This window comes from Pseudochryseolinea flava, from assembly GCF_003286915.1.
In the GTDB taxonomy this organism is placed as follows: domain Bacteria; phylum Bacteroidota; class Bacteroidia; order Cytophagales; family Cyclobacteriaceae; genus Ohtaekwangia; species Ohtaekwangia flava.
The window spans coordinates 106,675-129,099 of the sequence record NZ_QMFY01000003.1 but is presented as its reverse complement, the minus strand read 5'-3'; the positions used below and the strand labels follow the sequence as shown (position 1 = coordinate 129,099).

General features: G+C 43.6%; 20 protein-coding genes. 16 read left to right on the top strand and 4 right to left on the bottom strand.

The genetic code is table 11. The features are described from left to right. Positions 1-9: 9 nt before the first annotated feature. The gene (locus tag DQQ10_RS08165) at positions 10-735 is read right to left on the bottom strand and encodes a head GIN domain-containing protein (protein ID WP_112746364.1); all 726 of its coding nucleotides are present in this window, start codon (positions 733-735) and stop codon (positions 10-12) included. 358 nt (positions 736-1,093) lie between these two features. Continuing rightward, positions 1,094-2,095, bottom strand: a complete 1,002-nt coding sequence (locus DQQ10_RS08160; protein ID WP_112746363.1) for an SMP-30/gluconolactonase/LRE family protein — start codon at positions 2,093-2,095, stop codon at positions 1,094-1,096. A gap of 174 nt (positions 2,096-2,269) precedes the next feature. Between DQQ10_RS08160 and DQQ10_RS08155 the strand changes: the two genes are divergently transcribed. The 4 genes from DQQ10_RS08155 to DQQ10_RS08140 all read left to right on the top strand — a co-directional run bounded on the left by DQQ10_RS08155 (position 2,270) and on the right by DQQ10_RS08140 (position 7,780). After that, entirely contained in the window at positions 2,270-3,727 is a 1,458-nt protein-coding gene (locus DQQ10_RS08155) for a lipopolysaccharide biosynthesis protein (protein WP_112746362.1), read from the top strand. A 2-nt stretch (positions 3,728-3,729) separates the two neighbouring features. After that, positions 3,730-5,505 carry an asparagine synthase-related protein gene (locus DQQ10_RS08150; protein ID WP_112746361.1) on the top strand — a complete coding sequence of 592 codons (1,776 nt, stop codon included), beginning with the start codon at positions 3,730-3,732 and terminating at the stop codon, positions 5,503-5,505. Between the two features lie 31 nt (positions 5,506-5,536). Beyond that, entirely contained in the window at positions 5,537-6,622 is a 1,086-nt protein-coding gene (locus DQQ10_RS08145) for a DegT/DnrJ/EryC1/StrS family aminotransferase (RefSeq protein ID WP_112746360.1), read from the top strand. Positions 6,623-6,694: 72 nt separating this feature from the next. Then, positions 6,695-7,780, top strand: a complete 1,086-nt coding sequence (locus tag DQQ10_RS08140) for a TDP-N-acetylfucosamine:lipid II N-acetylfucosaminyltransferase (RefSeq protein ID WP_112746359.1) — start codon at positions 6,695-6,697, stop codon at positions 7,778-7,780. 4 nt (positions 7,781-7,784) lie between these two features. Here the strand turns inward: DQQ10_RS08140 and DQQ10_RS08135 are convergent, their stop codons facing one another. Further along, complete coding sequence (locus DQQ10_RS08135; protein ID WP_112746358.1) at positions 7,785-8,999, bottom strand: glycosyltransferase family 4 protein; 1,215 nt, start codon at positions 8,997-8,999, stop codon at positions 7,785-7,787. Between the two features lie 64 nt (positions 9,000-9,063). Here DQQ10_RS08135 and wecB point away from each other — a divergent pair, with 64 nt between their 5' ends. Further along, complete coding sequence (gene wecB, locus DQQ10_RS08130) at positions 9,064-10,155, top strand: non-hydrolyzing UDP-N-acetylglucosamine 2-epimerase (RefSeq protein ID WP_112746357.1); 1,092 nt, start codon at positions 9,064-9,066, stop codon at positions 10,153-10,155. An 84-nt stretch (positions 10,156-10,239) separates the two neighbouring features. Here the strand turns inward: wecB and ruvC are convergent, their stop codons facing one another. Then, a complete protein-coding gene (ruvC, locus tag DQQ10_RS08125) occupies positions 10,240-10,797 on the bottom strand; it encodes a crossover junction endodeoxyribonuclease RuvC (RefSeq protein ID WP_262511762.1) in 558 nt (185 codons plus the stop codon). Positions 10,798-10,896: 99 nt separating this feature from the next. Between ruvC and DQQ10_RS08120 the strand changes: the two genes are divergently transcribed. From DQQ10_RS08120 to DQQ10_RS08070, 11 genes are all read left to right on the top strand, one after another. After that, positions 10,897-12,009, top strand: coding sequence for a glycosyltransferase (locus tag DQQ10_RS08120; RefSeq protein ID WP_112746356.1), 1,113 nt, complete (start codon positions 10,897-10,899; stop codon positions 12,007-12,009). Beyond that, positions 12,006-12,641, top strand: coding sequence for a hypothetical protein (locus DQQ10_RS08115; RefSeq protein ID WP_133259579.1), 636 nt, complete (start codon positions 12,006-12,008; stop codon positions 12,639-12,641). Before DQQ10_RS08120 ends, DQQ10_RS08115 begins: the two co-directional genes overlap by 4 nt. A gap of 67 nt (positions 12,642-12,708) precedes the next feature. After that, positions 12,709-13,935 (top strand): PP2C family protein-serine/threonine phosphatase, encoded by a 1,227-nt coding sequence (locus tag DQQ10_RS08110; RefSeq protein WP_112746354.1) that lies wholly within the window; start codon positions 12,709-12,711, stop codon positions 13,933-13,935. Between the two features lie 128 nt (positions 13,936-14,063). Next, positions 14,064-14,696 (top strand): polysaccharide deacetylase family protein, encoded by a 633-nt coding sequence (locus DQQ10_RS08105; protein ID WP_112746353.1) that lies wholly within the window; start codon positions 14,064-14,066, stop codon positions 14,694-14,696. After that, entirely contained in the window at positions 14,693-15,766 is a 1,074-nt protein-coding gene (locus DQQ10_RS08100; protein WP_112746352.1) for a glycosyltransferase, read from the top strand. Before DQQ10_RS08105 ends, DQQ10_RS08100 begins: the two co-directional genes overlap by 4 nt. A 147-nt stretch (positions 15,767-15,913) precedes the next feature. After that, entirely contained in the window at positions 15,914-16,681 is a 768-nt protein-coding gene (locus tag DQQ10_RS08095; RefSeq protein ID WP_112746351.1) for a TatD family hydrolase, read from the top strand. Positions 16,682-16,752: 71 nt separating this feature from the next. Further along, positions 16,753-17,817 (top strand): asparaginase, encoded by a 1,065-nt coding sequence (locus tag DQQ10_RS08090; protein ID WP_112746350.1) that lies wholly within the window; start codon positions 16,753-16,755, stop codon positions 17,815-17,817. 42 nt (positions 17,818-17,859) lie between these two features. Further along, positions 17,860-18,168 (top strand): thioredoxin, encoded by a 309-nt coding sequence (trxA, locus tag DQQ10_RS08085; protein WP_112746349.1) that lies wholly within the window; start codon positions 17,860-17,862, stop codon positions 18,166-18,168. Between the two features lie 16 nt (positions 18,169-18,184). Continuing rightward, positions 18,185-18,610 carry a protease inhibitor I42 family protein gene (locus DQQ10_RS08080; RefSeq protein WP_112746348.1) on the top strand — a complete coding sequence of 142 codons (426 nt, stop codon included), beginning with the start codon at positions 18,185-18,187 and terminating at the stop codon, positions 18,608-18,610. A 97-nt stretch (positions 18,611-18,707) separates the two neighbouring features. Next, positions 18,708-21,095 (top strand): TonB-dependent receptor, encoded by a 2,388-nt coding sequence (locus tag DQQ10_RS08075; protein WP_112746347.1) that lies wholly within the window; start codon positions 18,708-18,710, stop codon positions 21,093-21,095. Between the two features lie 23 nt (positions 21,096-21,118). Beyond that, positions 21,119-22,366, top strand: coding sequence for a DUF4374 domain-containing protein (locus tag DQQ10_RS08070; RefSeq protein WP_112746346.1), 1,248 nt, complete (start codon positions 21,119-21,121; stop codon positions 22,364-22,366). Positions 22,367-22,425: the final 59 nt, after the last annotated feature.

Below are 22,425 nucleotides of genomic sequence, written 5' to 3'. Positions count from 1 at the left end.
GAGAAGAACCTAGTATGCGCGCTCGACGCTTCCGGATCCGTAAATCTTCTTGGTAGCGTTTTTGGTGTTTCCTTTATGCTTGATTTGACCGCTTCCCATGATTGTTGCATCGATGTTGGTAGATACATTCAGTTGAGCCGTGCCCGTACCGCTTACTTTTACTTTTGCCGTTTCGAGTGGGCAATTAAACCCAGCGATTGTTCCTGATCCACTGACAAACGCATCGATTGAAGTGGCATATCCGCGAAGGGTTAGTGTTCCACTTCCGCTAACTTCAGCCTTCACCGTGTTACCTTTTACATCGACATCAAGGCTACCATTACCTGATACGCCAACATTGATGTAATCGGCTGCGATTGAGTTTTCGGAAATAATTTTGCCACCACCATTCACTTGAAGTTCATTGATGTTTTTTACACTCACCCAAATTTTCATGGTCGGGTTAAGTTTGATGTCATCAATTTTAGCCCACAAGCTTTTGTTGGGACTTTCTGGCTTACGTTCGATGTTGATCATCAAGATGCCATTCTCTACCTTAACTTCTGTCGCTGTAAAGATTTCTGTAAGAGCCTCGATCACTACTTCCTGCTTATTGGTTTGTTTCAGGTAAACAGTGTAGTTAGAGTTAACATAAATGCCTTTAAACTCAGGTAACTCAAGTGTCTTTTTGGTGGTTTGCGCGAAGGCTACGGTGGTCACGAGGAGCAGGGCGCATAAGGAAAGTACCTTTTTCATAAGTGTTTTCAATTATTAGAAGTTCAAATAACGATTCATCGTTGAAATTATGGAATCATCCTGACGATTAAAAGGTTAGCTGGTCGGCAGTTGCACGTGTTTTTCGGTGGAAAACGCTAGAAAACTTACTTGGGGTTAGTTTCCGTAATGCGAGGTGAACGGCGAACACGAAAGCTAGCGACCTTAATCCCGCTTGCGAAAGATCGCGCGCATAATCAAGATAAATGCGATCCCGCCGATACACATCACCAACAGGGTTTCGGGCGTAATCAATTTAGTAGCGTGCATAGAAGGTGTTCAAGTTTGGAAGTGTTCATGTGTTCAAGTGAGCTTGGTATTCACTGGAACACATGATACATTAATCTCTGAGCTTCACCCGAAGGATATACATATCGTTGGTGATGAACAATGTTTTTTCGTCGTCACTAAGTGCGCAGTTGGAAGCCGGTTCTGTAAGCTTAATTTTGCCAAGGACTTTGCCTTCGCGGCTGAAGATCCAAATACCACCCGGTCCACTCGCGAAGATGTTGCCGTTCTTGTCTACACGGAAACCATCAGGAAGTCCTTTCTCTCCTGCTTTTGATTCTTTGGTGGCATCATAAAATACACGCGCATTGGTTACGGAATCATCTTCCGTTAAATCGAACGCGTACCAGATTGCTTTTTCATGATCTGAGTTCGCTACGATAAACGTTTTTTCACCCGGAAGGAATGCGATACCGTTTGGTCTTGTTAATGAGTCGACAAGCAATGTAGCTTTTCCTTGAGACGCTTTGTACACGCCATTGAACGAAGTCTCTTTTGTCGAATCATTCACGCCATTCGGTAGGCCATAGGGTGGATCTGTAAAAAAGATGTCACCGTTGCTGCGTACAACCGCATCGTTGGGACTGCTGAATTTTTTTCCATCAATATTATCGACTACCGTGATATACTTTGGTTCGGGTTTATTGAGTGGCGCATCCATGATCGCTATACGACGATCGCCATGTTGGCAAAGCACAAGCTTTCCGTCTTTGGTGAGGGTGAGACCGTTCGATCCCATTTCGCCACCACGGGGAATGGTGCCCGTGTAGCCAGAGGGCGTTAGGTATACTGATGTTCCTTTTTCTTCTGACCACTGGAAGATGGTATCGCGCGGCACATCAGACCAGATCAATGTTTTTGTTGACTCGATCCAGCAAGGGCCTTCACTCCATTCGAACCCTTCAGCGATAATCTCAGGTTGTGCCGTGGCACTCACAATTGCATCTAGTGCAGGGTCTAGTCTTTCAATGGTTCCCATCGTTTTCTTCGTTTCTTTTGGTTGGCATGCCACTGCTGCAAAAAGCGTGAGGATGCCCAGCGTCTGATATCTCATGGTTTAAATTCGGATTTCTCGGCGGTGAAGATAATACGTTTAGGCTTTTGAACACGGTCGGCCTGAAAAAATCAATCGCGTTCTAGGCGACAGGTGGGTGCTGGCCAATCGCTATTTTTTTGTTATTTGCATGGTTTTTCCAGAGCAAAGTAGCTAGGCTGAGATTTAATAGCGGTGATCAGTAAGAAATTCATTAAAAGCTCACTAACCTATACGTTGGCAGGCGCCCTTCCTATGGCGAGTGCCATCATATTGCTGCCGTTTTACATAGTCTACTTACCGCCAGAGTCTTACGGAGCCTTATCGATGTGCCTTGCATTTTCGATCTTCGTTCAGATTGTCGTCACTTATAGCTTTGACACCTCACTATATCTCCACTATCACGAACTTAAAGGTCGACCTGAAGCGCTACGATCATTCATCAGCGCGTCGTTTGTCTTTATGCTTGGATGGGGACTTCTCGTGAGCCTTTTTCTTTGCATCGGTGGTCAATTGATTTTTAGTTACTTCATCCCGAAGAAGACGTTGTCATTCTTTCCGTATGGATTGATTTCTGTTGGCGTGGGAATGTTTCAAGCGATCATCAAAGTCCATGGCAACTTGCTCCAAACGCGCGAGAAACCAGAGCCTTTCCTTTGGTCGAACGTTGGCTACTTCATCTTAATCGCGGCCACTACCATTATTGGGTTAAAAGTTTTTCCCAACTCCCTCATCGGACCCCTCGGCGGGAGACTTGTTGCTGGTTTAGTCGTATCGATATGGGTTTACTCTCGTGTGTTTGGAGAATTTGGTATTCATCTCAAAACTCCTTGGGAAAATACTTCTGCGCGCTTCAATGCTTTTACATTTATGTATCAGCTTCAGCAGTGGGCTATCAACTATTTTGATCGATTTCTCCTCGGTATTTTTTTACCACTCGCGCAAGTTGGTATCTATGACTTCGCGGTAAAATGCCTCGCAGGAATTGATTTGCTTCTCAATGGATTGAACGCTACGATTACTCCTAAGGTGATTCAATTGATCAATAAACAGGAAGTGAAAGGTACAAGTCCTGAACTTAATCGGTACTACTATGGGCAACTGTCGGTGATGATGGTGCTGATCGTTGTTTGCATTCTACTGCTTCCCATTGCTATTGTTCTACTCATTACTTTTTTTGGAAAGAAGTCGGCGTATGCACAAGCCATTCCTTACTTGCCATACCTTGCCGTTCTCTACATCTTTAAATCGATGCGTTTGTATTTTGTAATTCCTTACAACGTACTGAAGAAGATGGATCGTTTAACGCTTATTAGCATTGGGGTGTCGTTGACAAAAATTGTTTTGCTAGTGGTGATGATCAAGCGTTGGGAGATTTCTGGCGTAATCGGCGCAGCCTTTATTGTTGCTGTGCTTGAAATCTTCTTGCTCCGAATGTTATTGGCGAAAGATTACCAGTATTCATATAATGGATTTAAACTTATTGGTGCACCGCTGTTGTTGATGAGTGTAATCATTGTTTTCGAAAGCGTAGTGCTTCAGCAATATGCTTTATATGTACACATATTCTACAATGTGCTTTGCTTTGGATTGCTTTACTATGCCTACAGAAACGAATTGATGTTACTCAAGTCTACTAAATTTATAAAGTAACGATGCCTGGGTTTGTTGCGATATGTACGTCAAGAAAAGAGACCTCCAGACAAGGTGTTGATCAGGCATTGGCTTCAACAATATTTTCGTCGAAGACAAGCTCACAAAAATTGCATGATGATGCACAACTGGTAATTCATAAATCATTTTTTGATTTTATGGAGATACCGAAGCCGTCTGTAACATTGAGCGGTGTATCGGCATGGATTGATGGAGAGATTTTTAATGATCATAATTTTGTAGAACGGGACAGCGACTTCCTCTCCACACTCATTTCAAATTATGAGCGCGGTACGTTGTCACAATATTTGGCAAAGGTAGACGGCGTATTCATTGTGGTCTTGTACGACAGCGTGAAAGAGATTCTGCTTGTTATTACGGATCGTTTTGGATTAAAGCCTTCATACATTAGCCAGCAAAATGGTGCATTGATGTTGGCCGCTGACTTAAAATGTTTCACCTACCTGAAGCATTTTAGTATGAAGTTTAGAAAGGAATTAATAGACTGTTTCATCCAGCTTGAACATCTCATTGGATCGGTTACGTGGTTTGAAGGCGTAGATTTATTAAAACCAGCGTCGATCTATCAGTACGATATTAAAAACGATCGATTGTCATCTGCGGCCTATTGGACGTGGGGCGCAATTCAATACAATAGCAATATTTCTTTAGATGATGCTGCGGATCAAATGGCGGTATTGCTCGAGCGTGCCATACAATCGCGAAGCAAGACAACATCACCCAAAGTACAGTTGGGTGTATCGCTCAGTGGAGGCTTAGATTCGCGTGCGATCATGGCGAGTATTCATGGTAAGAGACCTCGTGCATATACATTTGGTCTGCCCGATAGCGAAGACGTCATCGTTGCCAAGCTCGTTTCGGCGAAAGCAAATGTTGAACATCACTATTACGACATTCGAACGGACCATTGGCTCGAGCGACGTTTTCCTAGTGTGTGGCGAACGGATGGGATGGAGAACATGTACCACTTTCATTTCTCTCACATCATTGAGCGTATTGCTGATGTTATCGATGTTAATGTAAACGGTTTTCTTGGTGACGCCGTTTTTGGTGGCTCGTATCTTGGTAAAAAGAGAAAACGATTTTTAGATACACGTGTAACGCCCGAGATTGCACGGTATTACTATGGCGCACACGCGCAATATGCTGATGCAAATGATCCTTACTTTGATATTCAAAAAACGGATCCATATTTGGTTTACAATAGGGGGAGGAGATTTGTGAATATGGGGACAGAAGATAACGCAAAATACATTCCACAGCGGCTTCCTTTTTTTGAAAATACAATCATCGAATTTGCGTATTCGCTGCCGGATGCCTATCGCGCCAATAGCTTTGTGTATAGCAAAGCGTTGGTTCGCGCGTATGGCGATTACTTTACGACGATTCGTAACGCGTCATCAGGTGTGCCGTTATCGAATGATAACGTGTTGAAGTATACGCTCATCAAGAAGTTTAATAAAGTTCGTGATATGGTGCGCTACAAGTTGGGTATGCCGGTGTCATATACCGATGTTTATAATTGGATTAAAGCGCCTGCATCATCGAAGGTGATTCTTTCTTTGCTAGATCCAAAACATGCTTTGTACAGTCAGTTTACTGAAACCAATTTCGTTGATAAATATGTTTTGCCGCATTTAAATCGACGCATGAATTATTCGAAACAGATTATGGGCGCGATCACGCTTGAAATCTGGTTGCAAGAAATTATGTTGGGAAAGTATAAGACTTCGGGACTTATCGAAAAGTCGCTATAAATACACGTGAAAAAACTATTTTTGAATTGACATGATACCTGTTACAAAACCATTTTTACCGCCAATTGAAGAGTATCAGGCATACTTGCGTGATATCTGGACGAGAAACTGGTTAACGAATAATGGACCTTTGGTAAATGAACTGGAGCTTAAGTTGAAGGATTATCTCCAGTTGAACCATTTGTTGTTTGTGACCAACGGAACGATTGCTATTCAAATTGCTATTAAGGCGCTGGGTTTAAAAGGGAAAATAATCACGACGCCGTTTTCGTACGTAGCAACAACGACAAGTATTGTGTGGGAAGGTTGTGAGCCATTGTTTGTGGATGTCGATCCTAATACTGGTAATATCGATCCTTCACGCATCGAAGCCGCGATTACCCCCGATACATCAGCCATCTTGGCGACACACGTTTACGGAAATCCATGTGAGGTTGAAGCAATTGATGCTATCGCAAAGAAGCGCAATTTGAAAGTGATATATGACGGCGCACATGCCTTCGGCGTAACCTTCAAAGGTAAATCCATATTCGAATATGGTGATGTGAGTACATGCAGTTTTCATGCAACGAAATTGTTTCATACCGTTGAAGGAGGGTCGGTATCGACGAAAGATCCGGAAGTGCTCAAGCAGATGGCATACCTGCGAAATTTTGGCCACGATGGCCCCGAGAAATTTGCAACGCTCGGTATCAATGGAAAGAACTCAGAGTTTCATGCGGGAATGGGATTGGTCAACCTCAAACACGTGAACCGTATCATGGAACGCCGTGAAATGTTGTGTAAGCACTATGATGATTTTTTGCGAAATGTGAAAGGTACACGCCCGCTGATTGCAGCGCATGTAAAATACAACTATGCTTACTATCCTGTGATTTTTGAATCAGAGGAGTTGGCGTTGAAAATCTTTGATGAACTGAATCGTAATTGGATCTATCCACGCCGCTATTTTTATCCTACACTGGAAACACTTTCGTACCTGAATAACAAAGAAGTAAAATGTGTTCACGCAGCGTCGATGGCATCGCGGGTACTTTGTTTGCCTTTGTACGATACATTATCGAAAGAAGAAATCGATATGATTTGTCGAATTATACTCAGGGTTCAGAATAACTAACATATCGTTATCGTCGAACATACTTTAGAAATAAAATACTCATTTTATAAGCTCGGTTCTAGACAGTAGATAATGAATCTTCACATCGTTCCTGATAATGTATTCATCAACAAGTTCTACGATAATCTGGAGGAGCTTGGCTTGACTAACAATAACAAAATTGTTGCGCGCACGCAGGGTGCATTAAAGTTTATCAAAAGGCCTGTATTGTCGGCCAAGTTGTATTCAAAGGACTTTGATAACCTCGTGGGAGATACGCATGCTTACGATAACGTATTCATACATCAATTCTCACCGCTGTTGTATCGCTGGGTGGCGAAGAATCATTTCAGAAAACTACATTGGATGTCGTGGGGCGCTGATATTTATAATCTTCCGGCATTGGATCATGGATGTTATGAGCCAGAAACTTATGCACGATATGTGAAAGGGGGTGTTTCTCTACATGATTGGTTATACCGTCTTAAAGTAAAGTTTACACAGTCGCCGTTTGAAAGCAAGGCCTATAGTAAGGTGAGCAACCTGTTGACATGGATGGATAGTGAATTCAAATTTGCAAAAGATAATTTACCCTCACTTAACGCTGCTCATCAATTCTTCTTTTATGAGAATCAAATGCCGTATCAGCAGTTGGATAATGTGGTGGGTACTATAGCGGAACAGAAACGCAGTCCTTTATTAATTGTCGGCAATTCTGCATCGCATGCTTTGAACCATCTTGATGCGGTGAGAAGTTTGCAAACGCAACAAGTAAAGGCAGACTTGTTGATACCGATTTCGTATGGCGATAAAAAGTATGCATCCTTTCTAAAGGGCAATCTTTCTTTCTATACGGGCGGTGAGATTACATATCAAGAAAATTATCTTGACTTTGACGGCTATCTGAAATTGCTATCGACCTCGGATGGTTTGGTGATGAACAACATTCGCCCCCAGGGTTATGGCAATATTTTTATGATGATGTATTTGGGAAAGAAAGTCTATCTAAACCCCAAGAACATTTCGATTCCTGATCTTAACGCGAATAACTTGAAGTGGATTTCGATCGATGACGTTGCCACTACGCTCAACCAATCTGCAATAAGCAATAAACAAAGTGTGAGAGAGTTGTTATCCCACGAGCGTGTTTTAGAAATCTATCCGAAGTACTTCGCTTAAAAATTTAGGCGAGCAATTTTTTGTACAGCGAAATCAAAGAGATTTGTTCGTGTTCCCAATTCAACGTTCCCTTCAAAGTCGCATTCACGCCATTGTTGCCAAGCGTTTCTCGAAGCTTTGGATCGCGATACAATTCTTTAATCTTTGCCGCCATATCTTCAGCATCATCGGCTTTAAATACGACGCCAGATTTAGCAGCGGACACCACACGATTGAGCGGTGCGCTTGAGCTCACCAATACGGGCTTTCCAACCATCATGGTTTGAAATAGTTTGTGCGGAATCGTATTGTCGGTATGACCGTTTGATTTATGTGGGATTGTATTAACATCAGCAAACTTCATGAATGAATAGAACTTCTGAAATGGCTGACGCCCTAGAAAGTGTACGCTGTGTTGAACGTTCAATTTTTCAGTGAGGCTCTTTAAATGCGCCATCACGGCCTTGCTTCCTGATCCGATGATCACGAAAATAATTTCAGGGATGTCTTTCAAATAAGCCATGGCTGAAATTCCGGTATCAACACCCCGGTGCGGTCCGATATTTCCAGAATACACCATGATAAATTTTCCGGCGTATGCCTGATAAATGGTGGGATCTTCTTGCTGTTTTACGAACGACATCTCTTCGGTATTGGAAACGATGGTGATTCGCTGCGCATCGGCGTTGTATTGTTTGATGAGTCGTTGTTTCATTTCATCAACAACGGCAATGACATGATCAGCTTGAAGAGTGGCTTGTCGTTCGAATTTTGTCCAGCGATCGGCATTCATGAACAAAGCATTCTTCAGCCTTGATAATGGATTTTTTTTCCATGCAAACCAAGTACGCAGCGCATCTGGATAGTTCTCATGGAAATCGCAGACGACAGGGATTTTAAGTGTGTCGCGTAGCTTCAATGCTGTTCCCGCCAGCGGCAAGTCGTGTACGTGGAGGATCTGAATGTTATTGTTTTTTACCCAGTTTGGAATTGCCTTCTTAAAGCGTGGGTGAACAAAAGTCATCGATAAGATGACATCCCAAAATGCCAGATGAATATCATTGGTGCCGGCATCAATACGCGTGATTTGAATTCCTTCAAACGACTCCTCGTATTTTTCGTCGGCGCGACGAAGGCAGAGCAAATGTATGGTGAAACCTGCGCGGAGTAATGCATCAGTCTCTTTTTTCACCCTAAGATCGCTGGGGTAGGGCGCGTTCAAGAGCATTCCTATGGTCATGGCAATTCGATAATGATTCGCTTACTTTGCCGCAAAGAAAGTCAATTTAATAAGATTTATAACGGTGAGAATCACATTAATAGCGGGTGCAAGGCCCAATTTCATGAAAATCGCGCCGATCATTCGGTCTATCCATAACCATAATCAAAAGCATCAGAACCAGATTACTTTTCGATTGGTGCATACTGGCCAGCATTATGACGATAAACTCAGCAAGGTTTTCTTTGAAGAACTTGCGCTGCCAGCACCAGATGTCAACCTTGGGGCCGGATCTGGCACGCAGGCAGAGCAAACGGCTCGAATTATGATCGAGTTTGAGCGTGACCTACTCCAAAATCCGACAGATCTCGTGGTGGTAGTGGGTGATGTTACATCAACACTTGCTTGTACTATCGTCGCCAAGAAGCTTAATACAAAAGTCGCCCACGTTGAAGGCGGTATTCGATCGTTTGATATGACCATGCCGGAGGAAGTAAATAGACTCGTGACCGACTCACTGTCGGACTACTTCTTTACCACGACCGATATCGCGAATCAAAATCTCAAAAAGTCGGGGGTAGCAGATGAAAGAATTTTTTTCGTCGGCAACACAATGATCGATTCGTTGCACTACAGTCTTGATAAGTTGAAAGCACCTGCAATCTGGAATACACTTCAACTAAAGGCGAAGGATTATTATGTGCTCACGCTTCATCGGCCTTCAAATGTTGATGATGGAGAAAAATTATTTACGATTTTGAAAACGATCGAGCAAAGTGCTGGGCACAAGCCAATCGTTTTTCCTGTGCATCCACGGACAAGAAAAAACTTTCAATCTTTTGAAGCAAAGTTGCCTGGGATTAAAGCCATCGATCCGTTGAGCTATTTCGAATTCATTTATCTCGTGCGCGATGCCGTTGGTGTAATCACTGATTCTGGCGGCGTTCAAGAGGAGACGACCGTGCTTGGTGTTCCCTGTGTGACCCTACGCGCAAACACAGAACGCCCTGAAACTGTTTTCACAGGAACTAACGAATTAATTGGCGACGACTATCATAAGCTTGGCGACGCGCTTGAAAAAATTGAGCGTGGAAATTGGAAAAAGGGTGAGATCCCTGCGTTGTGGGATGGCAAGACTGCGGATAGAATTGTGCAGGCAATCGCGACAACGGTTTAATAATATTGCACGGCGCTCATCATAAAGTAACACGGACAGTCGCAGTAATGGCAATCCATTTTACGATTTACATGGCGCAATGACTTACCTCAACCGACCAGGGTTCTCCTTCAAGAAAGACTCCCATGATTTTGTTTTTCCGCCGGTGAGGTCGCCATTCTGAAAGTGATGACACACTGCTACGGCGAGCGCGTCGGTAGCATCGAGCAACTTGGGAAGTTCTTTAATTCCGAAAAGCATCATCAGCATTTTTGCAACCTGCTCTTTCGATGCATTTCCATTGCCGGTAACAGATTGTTTAATTTTGCGTGGCGCGTACTCTACAATGGCAACTTCCCGCGACAGCGCTGCAGCCATCGCGATTCCTTGTGCACGGCCCAGCTTAAGCATCGACTGAACATTTTTGCCGAAGAAGGGCGACTCCAACGCGACCTCGTCAGGATGGTATTCATCGATCAAGCCTGTAACACGTTCAAATATTTTTTTCAAACGCAGTTCGTGGCTATCGTATTTGCTAAGTTGAATAACGCCGAACTGGAGCAAGGAGAGTTTGGGCTTTTTGACTTCAATAATGCCGTACCCCATCACACTCGTTCCAGGGTCTAATCCGAGAATTACTTTTTCTTTTGCTTGCTTTCCCACGTGTAATTGCCAAGTTCGACTTCAAATATGGCTATAAATTGACGTAACCCTTTGCTTTTTTGACGAATTATTCTGGTCGAAACTCCGTAAAATTGTAAGATGTATTTTCTCTTTTTCGCGGTCATATTGGCGATTGGCTACAACGTTCTGCTCACAATCATTTTGGTAGGGTGGCGCAAGGCTCTGCAAAAACCTCTGCCTGATGAAATGGATACACAACATTCGATCAGTGTCGTCGTTCCCGTTCGCGATGAGCGGTCTACCATAGGCACACTTTTACAACAACTTCAACAATCGATTTATTCCTCATACGAAGTCATTATTGTCGATGATCATTCTTCGGATGGTACTTTTGAATATGTGAAGCAGTGGATTGCAGGGAGGGCGAACTTTCGTTGTATAGCCTCGTCGGGAGAGGGAAAGAAGGCAGCACTCACGGCAGGTATCGCCATGAGTGATAGCGACATCATTGTGACAACAGATGGTGACTGTGAAGTTCACGCATACTGGCTCAAACGCATCAACGCATGCTTTCAGTCTAAGTCGGTCATGTTTGCCTTCGGCGGCGTGGCGATTCAATCGGATGGTAAATTGTGGAGTGATGTGCAAGCTATTGAGTTTGCAAGTTTAATTGGCAGCGGCGCTGCTTTGTGGGCGCATGGATATCCCGTCATGTGTAATGGCGCAAACCTTGCTTTTCGTAAGCACGCCTTTGAACGCGTGAACGGTTACGTGGGCAATATCGACATTGCTTCTGGAGACGATGAGTTTTTGATGCGGAAAATAGTACGTGAATTTCCAAAGTCAATTGTATTCGTTCCTGAAGAAGATGCCGTCGTCAAAACTACGCCTAAGTCTTCAATAGGCGCGTTTCTTCTACAACGTTTTCGTTGGGCGGGAAAGTGGAAGCACAACGATTCGGTTGCCGCTAAACTCGTGGCGGTCTATGTGTTCGCCGTGCAACTTGCACTTCTATCGATGCTTATTTTGTTGTGTACACGTACGGAAGTCAGGATCATGGTCTCTATCGCGTTGCTGTCGCGTGCCATTGCGGAAGCGATTGTGCTGCGATTTGTTTGCCGATTTTTATCGGTGCGCTGGCGTTGGGGAGCATTCATTTTACTTCAGGTATTCTATCCCTTGTATGTTGTAGTAACTGGAATGTTTTCTAACTTCATAACCGTGACATGGAAAAAAAGGAAAATTGTATGACAGTAAAGAGAGTTTTATGGATCATCGTTTGTGTTGCTTGGGTAAACGTTGCGCAGTCGCAGTCGTTGGTCAAAGCAAGTGCAATTCATTATCAGGTTGAAATTGATATCCGAAAATTTGACCCTGCAAATGGGAAGGCGTTACCCGATCCAATCATTAAGTTCGAAACCGACGCCTACTATTCCGATAGTCATGTTAGAACGTTTAACCGCCGGGTGAAGAGTGTTGAAGACTATGATCTTACGCTACGGCAACGGTTGTACGATCAGGCTTCTACCAGTGAGTATAACGTAGATCATGAGGCGAAATTCATGGTGTTAAAGGAAGCTCATGTTTACAAGCCTAAGTCGACCGGCAAGAAAAAAACGATCTTGAATTACGCGTGTAAAGAGTACACCGTCACCGACTTTCAAGGGCGACAGTTGTCGTTTTGGGTTACCGACAAGTTAGGGAAGAATGTAAGTCCTTGGGGTAACTTTCAGATCGAGGGCACGGCCTTGGAGATTACATCTTCGTTTGGCGTGCATTTTATAGCCGCTGAGTTTGCGACAGGGGAGGTCGATGGCCATTTTTTCGACGTACCCTCAGACTACCAGATCGATAAGATTCCTTTCCCAACGAAAGCTAAATAAGTGCTCAAATCACAACCTTTTCATTCGCTCCTTTCCTGAATGTAAATTAACTTTACACAAGAATACTATGGAGCAACTTGACATTCGTAAGCAATTTGAGATCAAAGAGCTTGAGCTTAACGCCCTCCTCGAGATCACTCAGGCTATCAATAGTAATTTATCGGAAGAGTCGTTGTACAAAATTTACAACTTCACGCTTCGGTCGAACCTGAATATTAAAAAGTTGGCGTTGTTCGTGTTGGATGCCGACTGGAGCTGTAAGGCCCATTTTGGAACGAAACATCATTACAACAAGGTAAGGTTGTTGCCGGAATTCAAAACGATTCAGGATATCACACACTTGAAGGATTTTGATGCCAATGAGTTCGCTGAATTCGACATCATTATACCTGTAGCGCACCAGCGGAATACACTGGCGCTCGTTTTTGTTGGCGGACTCGATAAGTATGATGTAAGCTATGAAAATGAAGATGGCATTCGGTTTATACAGGCGCTGAGCAATATCATTATCGTTGCTATCGAGAATAAGAAGCTTGCGTCTAAGCAGCTTGAGCAGGAGGCACTCCGGAAGGAACTGGAAATTGCCAGCGATGTGCAGCAGTTTTTGTTCCCTAAGAAACTACCCAACACCGATCGCCTGAAAGTCGAAGCAAGTTACTTGCCACACGATCGCGTTGGTGGCGACTACTACGACTATATTCCGATCAATAAAAACCAATTCCTTATCTGTGTGGCGGATGTAAGCGGAAAGGGAATTCCCGCAGCGTTGATGATGTCTAACTTTCAGGCTTCCTTGCGTACGTTATTGAGACAAACACCGAACCTGACTGACATTGTTGAAGCGTTGAATTTTCAGGTGTTGGAAAATACGAAGGGGGAAAAGTTTATCACTTTCTTCGCTGCCATCTACGACATCAATTTGAAAACAATGGTGTATGTAAACTCCGGCCACAATCCGCCAATACTGTTGGATCGTACACATGGAATCCGTTTGTTGGAAGATGGTTCTACCGTGCTCGGAGCGATGCATCCCTTGCCATTTTTGAACGAAGGCTTCATTACCGATCTTGAAGACTTCTTGATCTTCTGTTATACCGATGGACTCACGGAAACAATCAACGAAGAGGATAAGGAATTCGGTGCCGATGCGTTGCTGAAATATTTTCAAGAGGATAATGTCTTCAACAAGAGTTTGAAGACGATACATCAAGATATTATTGTTGCATTAGATCATTTTAAGGGACGAAACGGATATCATGATGATATCACAATATTATCGTGTAGGGTGCAATAGAGAATAACATTGTGCTCGTGCGCGATAGGCTAGATATGTACATTTCTTCTTGAATGTAAACACTGCAGATTTAACCTATAACTGAAACCAATGCCGATCATTAAGGCTTATCTGTTCGGAGCTCACGCATGATTCATCGCACGCCTTTCTTTCTTCCATGGCTCTATCCTTCACTGGTGTGGCGAATGCCAACAAGAGAGAAAGTGTTGTATCTAACGTTCGACGATGGTCCTGTTCCCGGACCGACAGAATTTGCACTTCATACGCTCGGTATATTCAAAGCAAAAGCAACGTTCTTTTGCATTGGCGATAATGTCGGAAAATATCCTCAGGTCTTCCAAAAGATAGTTGATGATGGTCATGCTATTGGAAATCATACGTTCAATCACCTCAACGGTTGGAAGACGAGCGCAGAGAAATATCTGGATAATGTGCAGCAATGTGATACAATCATGGATAGTCAGCCTGTATTATCCAAGAATCGCAGACTATTTCGTCCGCCTTATGGGCGCATCACGCGAAAGCAAATAAAAGGGCTGCCATCTTGTTCGATCATCATGTGGGACGTGTTGTCGATGGACTACAATAAATATTTGTCGCCCGAAAGTTGCTTGCGCAATACGATCAATGCGTGCAGGTCAGGTTCGATTGTTGTATTCCATGATAGCTACAAAGCCGAGCGCAACATGACCTATGTGCTTCCGCGAATGCTCGATCACTTCGCATCGATGGGATATGCATTCAAATCGATCCAACCATGAAAAGCGTGCTGGTCGCGCCACTAGATTGGGGCCTTGGTCATGCCTCACGGTGTATACCAATTATTCACGCGTTATTGAAGAAGGGCTGCGACGTTATCATCGCGGGGAATGGTAGATCACTAGAATTGTTGAAACTAGAATTTCCGCATCTGCAATTCGAAACGTTACCTGCTTATGATCCGAAATATCCCTCGCGTGGATCCATGGTATGGAAGATGCTATGTCAGATACCGAAGTTCTGGAACGTCATTCGAAGGGAACATCAGGTGATAGAACAGCTGGTGAATAAACATCACGTGGACATTGTGATTGCGGACAATCGTTATGGCTGCTGGTCGACGAAGGCGCTGTCGGTATTTATTACGCACCAAAGCAACATTCTAATGCCCAAACGCTTTGGTTGGCTGAGTGCACTTGTTCGGAGGCAAAATGAAGCATTGATCAAAAAATTTTCTTATTGCTGGATTCCGGATTTCCCAGGGCAGCATAGTTTGGCGGGCGCGCTAGCCGATGTAGAAGAAGTAAAGCGGCAAATGCCCGTGCGTCATTTGGGAACGTTAAGTAGGTTCTCACGGTCGCGACCCTCGCCGAAAAAATACGATCTCCTTTGTATACTATCAGGTCCGGAGCCGCAGCGATCGATGTTGGAAGAGATTCTCATTGCGCAATTGAAGCCGCTATCACTCGTGGTAGCTGTCGTGAGAGGTGTTCCGTCAAGAGAAGGTAAAACAAAAATAGCTGTTGAGGGAGATGTGTTTGACATGTTAAATACGGGGCAGCTTAAACAATTGATCGATCATTCAGAGATCGTTCTTGCACGCTGCGGATTTAGCACCGTCATGGATTTGGCCTCGTTGCGCAAGCGGGCAATTTTTATTCCGACGCCTGGGCAAACCGAGCAAGAATATCTTGCCGCAAGGTTGCACGAACGAAGTATCGCTTATCGCGCAACACAAAAGGCTTTCGACTTGAAAACAGCCTTGGTGGAGGCGCGAACTTTCAATGGGTTTGAAGAATTGCCAGAAGAAAGTACCTTGCTGGATGAAGCACTAATGGAAGTATTGCGATAAAGACAAAACGACTTTCGTTGGAGATTTACTATTGATTGTTTTGCCAGACAACTATTTTTCTAAAGAACTTGTTAACGCTGCAATTGACGATCACGATGATCGCGCTTCTTAGATGGATTTAAATTTTAGAAAGTATCTCGGTTAATAATGGATTTTTTTATTGATACCCATGCGCATGTTTATGCTGACGATTTTCAAAACGATCGAATGGACATGCTTCAGAAAGCAACGGAGGCAGGTGTAGGAAAAGTATACATGCCAAATGTCGATCATGCATCGATCGATAAGATGATGGAGATCGAAAGTAGATCAAATGGACAATGTATAGCCGCCATGGGATTACATCCATGCTCTGTAAAGAAAGATTTTCAGCGTGAACTCTACATTGTTGAAGAATGGCTGGCGAAAAGGAAATTTGCCGCGGTGGGAGAGATTGGTACAGACCTTTATTGGGATAAAACGTTTTGGGAGCAACAGAAAGAAGCTTTTACGATACAGGTGAACTGGGCGAAGCAATACAAGTTGCCTATCATTATTCATTGTCGTGAAAGTATTGATCAGACGATTGAATTGGTTGAGCAACTAAAAGACGAAAATCTCACGGGTATATTCCACTGCTTTTCGGGGAATGTTGATCAAGCCTATCGAATTACGCGACTAGGATTTATGCTTGGTATCGGCGGCGTAGCAACCTTTAAAAATGGTGGACTGGATAAAGTTCTTCCGCAAATCGAACTTGATCACCTCGTCCTTGAAACGGATAGTCCTTATCTTGCGCCTGTACCTCATCGCGGAAAACGTAATGAGCCGTCGTATGTTCCGTTAGTCGCCCAACGGATAGCCGACATCATGAATGTCTCTGTTGACGAGGTTCAACGAAAGACCACACACAATGCCTTGAAGATTTTTGTTTAATCGCATGCAACGTATTGCCGTGTAGGCCGAGCGTTGCAACCAATACTACAGCCAGACAACTACAGCCACCCATGAATTTAAAAACCATCCAGATTAACACCGCGCTGCCTGGAAAAGCGCGATCCCGAATTCTTATAATTTATACTGGCGGAACTTTTGGAATGATGACCGATAAAGACGGCGTTCTCATTCCGTTCGATTTCGCCTCGATTATCGAGCACCTTCCTGCACTAAAAAATCTTCACCTCGAGATTACTGTGGTGTCATTCGAATCTCCAATCGATTCCAGCAATATCAATCCTTCGCACTGGCAACTGATCGGTAAGATCATCTACGAGCATTATGATGAGAACGATGGTTTCCTCGTACTGCATGGTACAGATACTATGGCATTTACGGCATCGGCGATGAGTTTCATGCTGGAAGGGCTTCAGAAGCCAGTAGTATTTACAGGGGCGCAGTTGCCGATCAGTGAACCGAGATCTGATGCACGCGAAAATTTGATTACGGCTTTGGACATTGTGTCGAGCCGAAGAGATGGTAAGACGCTGGTTCCTGAGGTATGCATATACTTTGATTATGAGTTGTTGCGTGGCAATCGTTCCAAGAAAACGGAGAGCATGCAATTCGATGCGTTCGACTCAGGGAATTATCCTTTGCTCGCGAAGGTTGGTGTGAAAATCGATTATAATTTTTCAGCCATTCGTCCATTACCTAGCGATGATAAGTTGGTCTTGCGCAGTAAGATCGATCCTAATATTTCAATTCTTAAATTGTTCCCAGGCATTACGCAAGGAACTGTCAATGCAATTTTGAATACACCGGGATTGAAAGCCGTCGTGCTTGAGACTTATGGTTCGGGCAATGCACCCACATTGCCTTGGTTAATGGAAGAACTGCAACGCGCCATCGAACGTGACATTATCGTTGTTAACATTTCGCAATGCGGTGGCGGTCGTGTATTGCAGGGCCGATACGAAACCAGCAAGAAATTACAACAGATCGGTGTAATTGGTGGTGCCGATATGACCACGGAAGCTGCTGTTACGAAGTTGATGCTTCTGCTCGGCGAATATGGAACGGCGAAAACAAAATCGTTGATTGGTCTTTCACTAGCAGGAGAGCTAACAGCGTAGGCACTCAAATTTGCTTGTTAAGCAACAAGAAAAAATAACGATATGGAAGCGCGTAAAAGTTTTGCAGATCTTCTGGCTAGCGAATCGCTTGTGTTGGTCGATTTTTTTGCCGAGTGGTGTGGCCCCTGTAAAATGATGAAGCCTATTCTCGATGAAGTTAAATCCGCGGTAGGAGATCAGGCAAAGATCATCAAGATAGACATCGATAAGAACAACGGTGCAGCGATGCAGTATCAAATTACAGGAGTGCCAACTTTGATACTATTTAAGCATGGAAAAATCGTGTGGCGTCAATCGGGTGTTGTACAACCCGCGCAGTTGAAGCAGGTTATTCAGGCAAATGCTTCGTAACGAAAGCAGTTATTGAATGAAACGTTTGTCGATTGGCGTAGCGCTAATACTCTTGATTGCGTTGACAACATATACGATCCTTTCTCAACGCTATTACGATGCGGGAGAGGGTGATACTTTTACGCTTCGTGTCGGCGAAACGTTTTCTGTCCGGACACATTTAAATGGTTCGACAGGATATCATAATTGTTGGGTCAATCGAAAGAATGCTAAGGTGATCGAGACGAGTCGCTCATATCAATCTGGGTTAAATGAGAAGCTCGGTCTTATCGGTTCCGGTGGGGTAGAGACGATCTCTTTCCAAGCCATCGCGTCGGGAACTGATACCGTCTACATTAGTTCAATTCCGCCGAGTCGTGGTGAATGCGGTGGTGATCAGTGTATCGAGGTAGATTTTCCTATCAAACATGTGTTCATTGTAGAGGTCGTGAGTAAGCCCTAATTCATGTATTTAGACTAATTACAAATAAAACCTGCTGATTTATTGGAAATTGCCGTTGGTTACACTTAATTCGCGCTGTTTAGAATAAATCTAAATAATGCGAGCCTTTTCTTTTTCCGATTTTCGACAACGCGCATCAACGCTCTTGGTGTTACTCACCATGCTTACGTCGGTGAATGTGATAGCCACTAATTCCGTTGCTCAGGCTCGCTTTGAGGGCAAAGTGGTTGACAGCGATGGCCCTGTCGCATTCGCCAGCGTCTTTATTAAAGAAATCGGCAAGGGTGTATTGACCAACGAGGTAGGGGAATTTTCTTTTTCTGAAATCCCTGACGGCAAGTATACGGTTACAATTTCTGCGATCGGTTACACGCCGCAAATCTTAAACGTCACCATTCCAGCAAAGCGTCTAGCCGTCACGTTGCAATCAGTCGATCATCAACTTGATGAAATAGTTGTCGAGGGAAAATCGGATACACAACTCGCGATAGAAAGTCCGATCAAGTCTGCGGTAATTGATACAAAAGTTTCGGCGCGTATGCCATCAACGATGATCGAGTTGATGAATCGTTCTGCGGGTGTTCGTGTTCGCCAAAGCGGTGGACTAGGATCTAATACAAGCATCATATTAAATGGTTTTCAGGACCGCTCCATTCGATACTTCCGAGACGGAATACCCATGGACTACCTCGGCGGTGGGTACAATTTTGCCTTGGTTCCTGTAAATCAGCTCGAGCGACTGGAGATCTACAAAGGTGTTCTTCCTGTTAGTCTTGGTGGTGATGCATTAGGCGGTGGCGTTAATATGGTAACGCGACGATCGGCAACCAAGTCGCTTGACGCATCTTATGAAATTGCGTCGTTCAATACACACCGCGCCACGCTCAATCTGTATTATCCGGATACTGCGCGTCGTTTTTTTATTGGTGCTGAGACATTTTTTAATTATTCAGACAACGACTATTCGGTTACGCCTGAAACGTTTCATAAAAAAGTAAAACTCTTTCACGCTCAGTTCGAGCATTACTACGGTGAAGTCTTCGGTGGTGTTAGAAATACGTCTTGGGCTGATGAGCTTCGCGTGGGCCTGGCTGGTTTTTGGATGTTTAGAGAGAATCAAAACGGCCCTAGAATGACTGAAGTGTTTGGGAAATTTACCAGTGAACAGTATTCAGTGGTGCCAACGCTTCGCTACAAGAAAACATTTTTAAACAAGAAGATTTCCCTTGATCAATTTCTGGAGGCGAACACTATTCGCGTAAATCAAGTGGATACAGTGAAAGGATTCTACGAATGGGATGGTTCTTTTACGCCATCGGAATCTGTTAACGGCGAAACGTCTTCGACGGGGTCACTTGCCAAAATTGATTTCTCGTACATGACATCGAGAACATACGTTTCTTACCAAGTGCACCCTGCTCATAAGTTGGAGGCAAACTTTGTTTACGTCGCGAATAAACGTGTCGGCGTAGATCCTTTCGGACAAACCTTTACAACTTCTGGACGCGACATTCTTTCGATTGCTGCCAAGTACAATAAGATGGTTGCAAGTATTGGCTTAGAATCTTTTTTCTTCAATGAACGACTTACCAATACCTTGATTGCTAAATATTATCGCTTCGACGTCGAGGCTGTTGATGCCACATATCAAGGTGATGAAGTAGATCGGAGTATTGTAGCAGAACGATATGGTATTGGCGATGCAATAAAGTTTACGCTCAATGATAATTCGTTTGTACGCGTCGGCGCAGAACTCGCTACAAGATTGCCTGAGCAAGATGAATTATTTGGAGATGGAAATTTTCACGTGTCGAATTTGGAGCTCATACCAGAACGCAGTACAAATGTGAATGTCGGTTACCTCTTCACATCGAAAGGAAAGAAAACAGCACTTGAGGTTAATGCTTTTTATCGACGTACAAAAAACTTGATCAAGAACGTGCCATACAATCTCATATTCAATCGATATGAAAATGTCGATAATGTGCGCGGTATTGGTTTTGAAACAGATGTGACAGTGATACTGTTGCCATGGCTCAAAGCGAACGGAAATTTCACATACCAAGATTTTCGCTTATTCGACACAGGGAATGATCTGTTAGAAGATTCACGTCTTCGGAATACACCGTACTTCTATGCTAATCTAGGGTTACAAGGTAATGCCAAGCACTTGTTGGGAAAAAACGACGTGCTTGAAGCTTACTGGTTTTTCTCTTTCGTGCGTGAGTATTATTTCGCACCAATTGCAAAAGAGTTTGAGCCTGATTCATTTCTAGGCCTTTGGGGACGTGCGAAGATTAACGCGCCTAATTTGATTCCAGACCAAACGATCCACACGACCGGATTTACATACTATCCATTTGATCAAAACTTTGCCATCGGTGTGCAAATGAAAAATGTATTTGATGCTAAAGTTTACGACAACTTCAAAATTCAAAATGCAGGCCGGAGTTTCCACTTAAAATTGACTTATACCTTAAAATAATTAGATCGTACAAACCATACATTATGAGAAAACTACTATTCACTCTTCGATACGCGTTTGTCGCAACTGCGATCGTACTATCTTCATGCAGCGATGACAACGATGAGACAACGCCACCAGATGAAACGACTGGTCCTAAATATGTTATTCTTAATGCATCTGAGAAGTGGGAGGATGGATATTTTACCGCGTTTGATGAACTTCCGTCAGGAATTGTTAAAGCTCCTGTTTCTAAATCGTTACAAGTCGCGGCTTCTTTTGGATTTCGTACATTTAAGAACGCAATTTTTGTACGTACTAACCCTGCAGGTACTGCTGGCTTGCAGAAATATACGGTGAACGCTGATGGGTCAATCAATGTGGGTGGATTCATTAAAGATGCAACACAGTTTGTTGTGGTTGATGAAACGAACGGATTTTACTTAGACGAAAAACGTGGTACAATGAAACTTCAAACGTTTAATCCATCGACGATGGAACGTACCGGTGAAGTTGATTTGTCGTCGCTAAGAAATGCAGAAATCTCCGAATACCAAGTAGTAGGGAAGCACACACTCGCTGTTAAAGAAGGTAAACTCTATGCTGGTATCACCTATGGTACAATTAAGAACGCAGGTTATGGTGATGACGTGGTGGACTACATTGAGTTTGCCGTGATTGACATTGCGAAAAAAGAACTTGAGAAAACGATTAAGTACGAAGATACTGACGACGTTGAAAATGAACGCATCAACACCATCGGTTGGGGATCTTCTGGAAACAAAATGTGGACTGTGGGTGACGATGGCGCACTTTATCTTTACAGCACTGGACTAACGAATGGATTTTTGTCGTCGAAGGTAATTAGAATCAAGAAAGGTGAAACTGACTTTGACAAGGCGTGGGTACTTGATGCAGCAGACTTTGGAGAAGGAAAGAACACATCTATTGCGACTGGGCTCGTAAAGAATGGTAAGTTTTATCTTGAACTTGCATCTGAAGACGTAACGTTCGGTAATATGGAAACGATGATCTTCGATTATTATGTTGTAGATCTTGCAACGGGTGATGATACAAAAATTACAGGCATGCCGAAGCACCACTATGTATGGGCGAATGAGCACGCCATCACAGAGATCGATGGCAACATTTATTTCTGGGTAAGAAATACTAGCGAGGAAGGCGATTTCGATGGATACTACAAGCTCAACGCTAACGGAACAAGTGCGACAGAGGCTTTCAAAGTAGATCACGATGGATTTGTGTGGGGCTTCGCCAAGCTTGAAGAATAAGAAATAGATTTTCAAAGAGGTCCTGATAGCCGACATGGTTGTCAGGACTCCTTCATTTT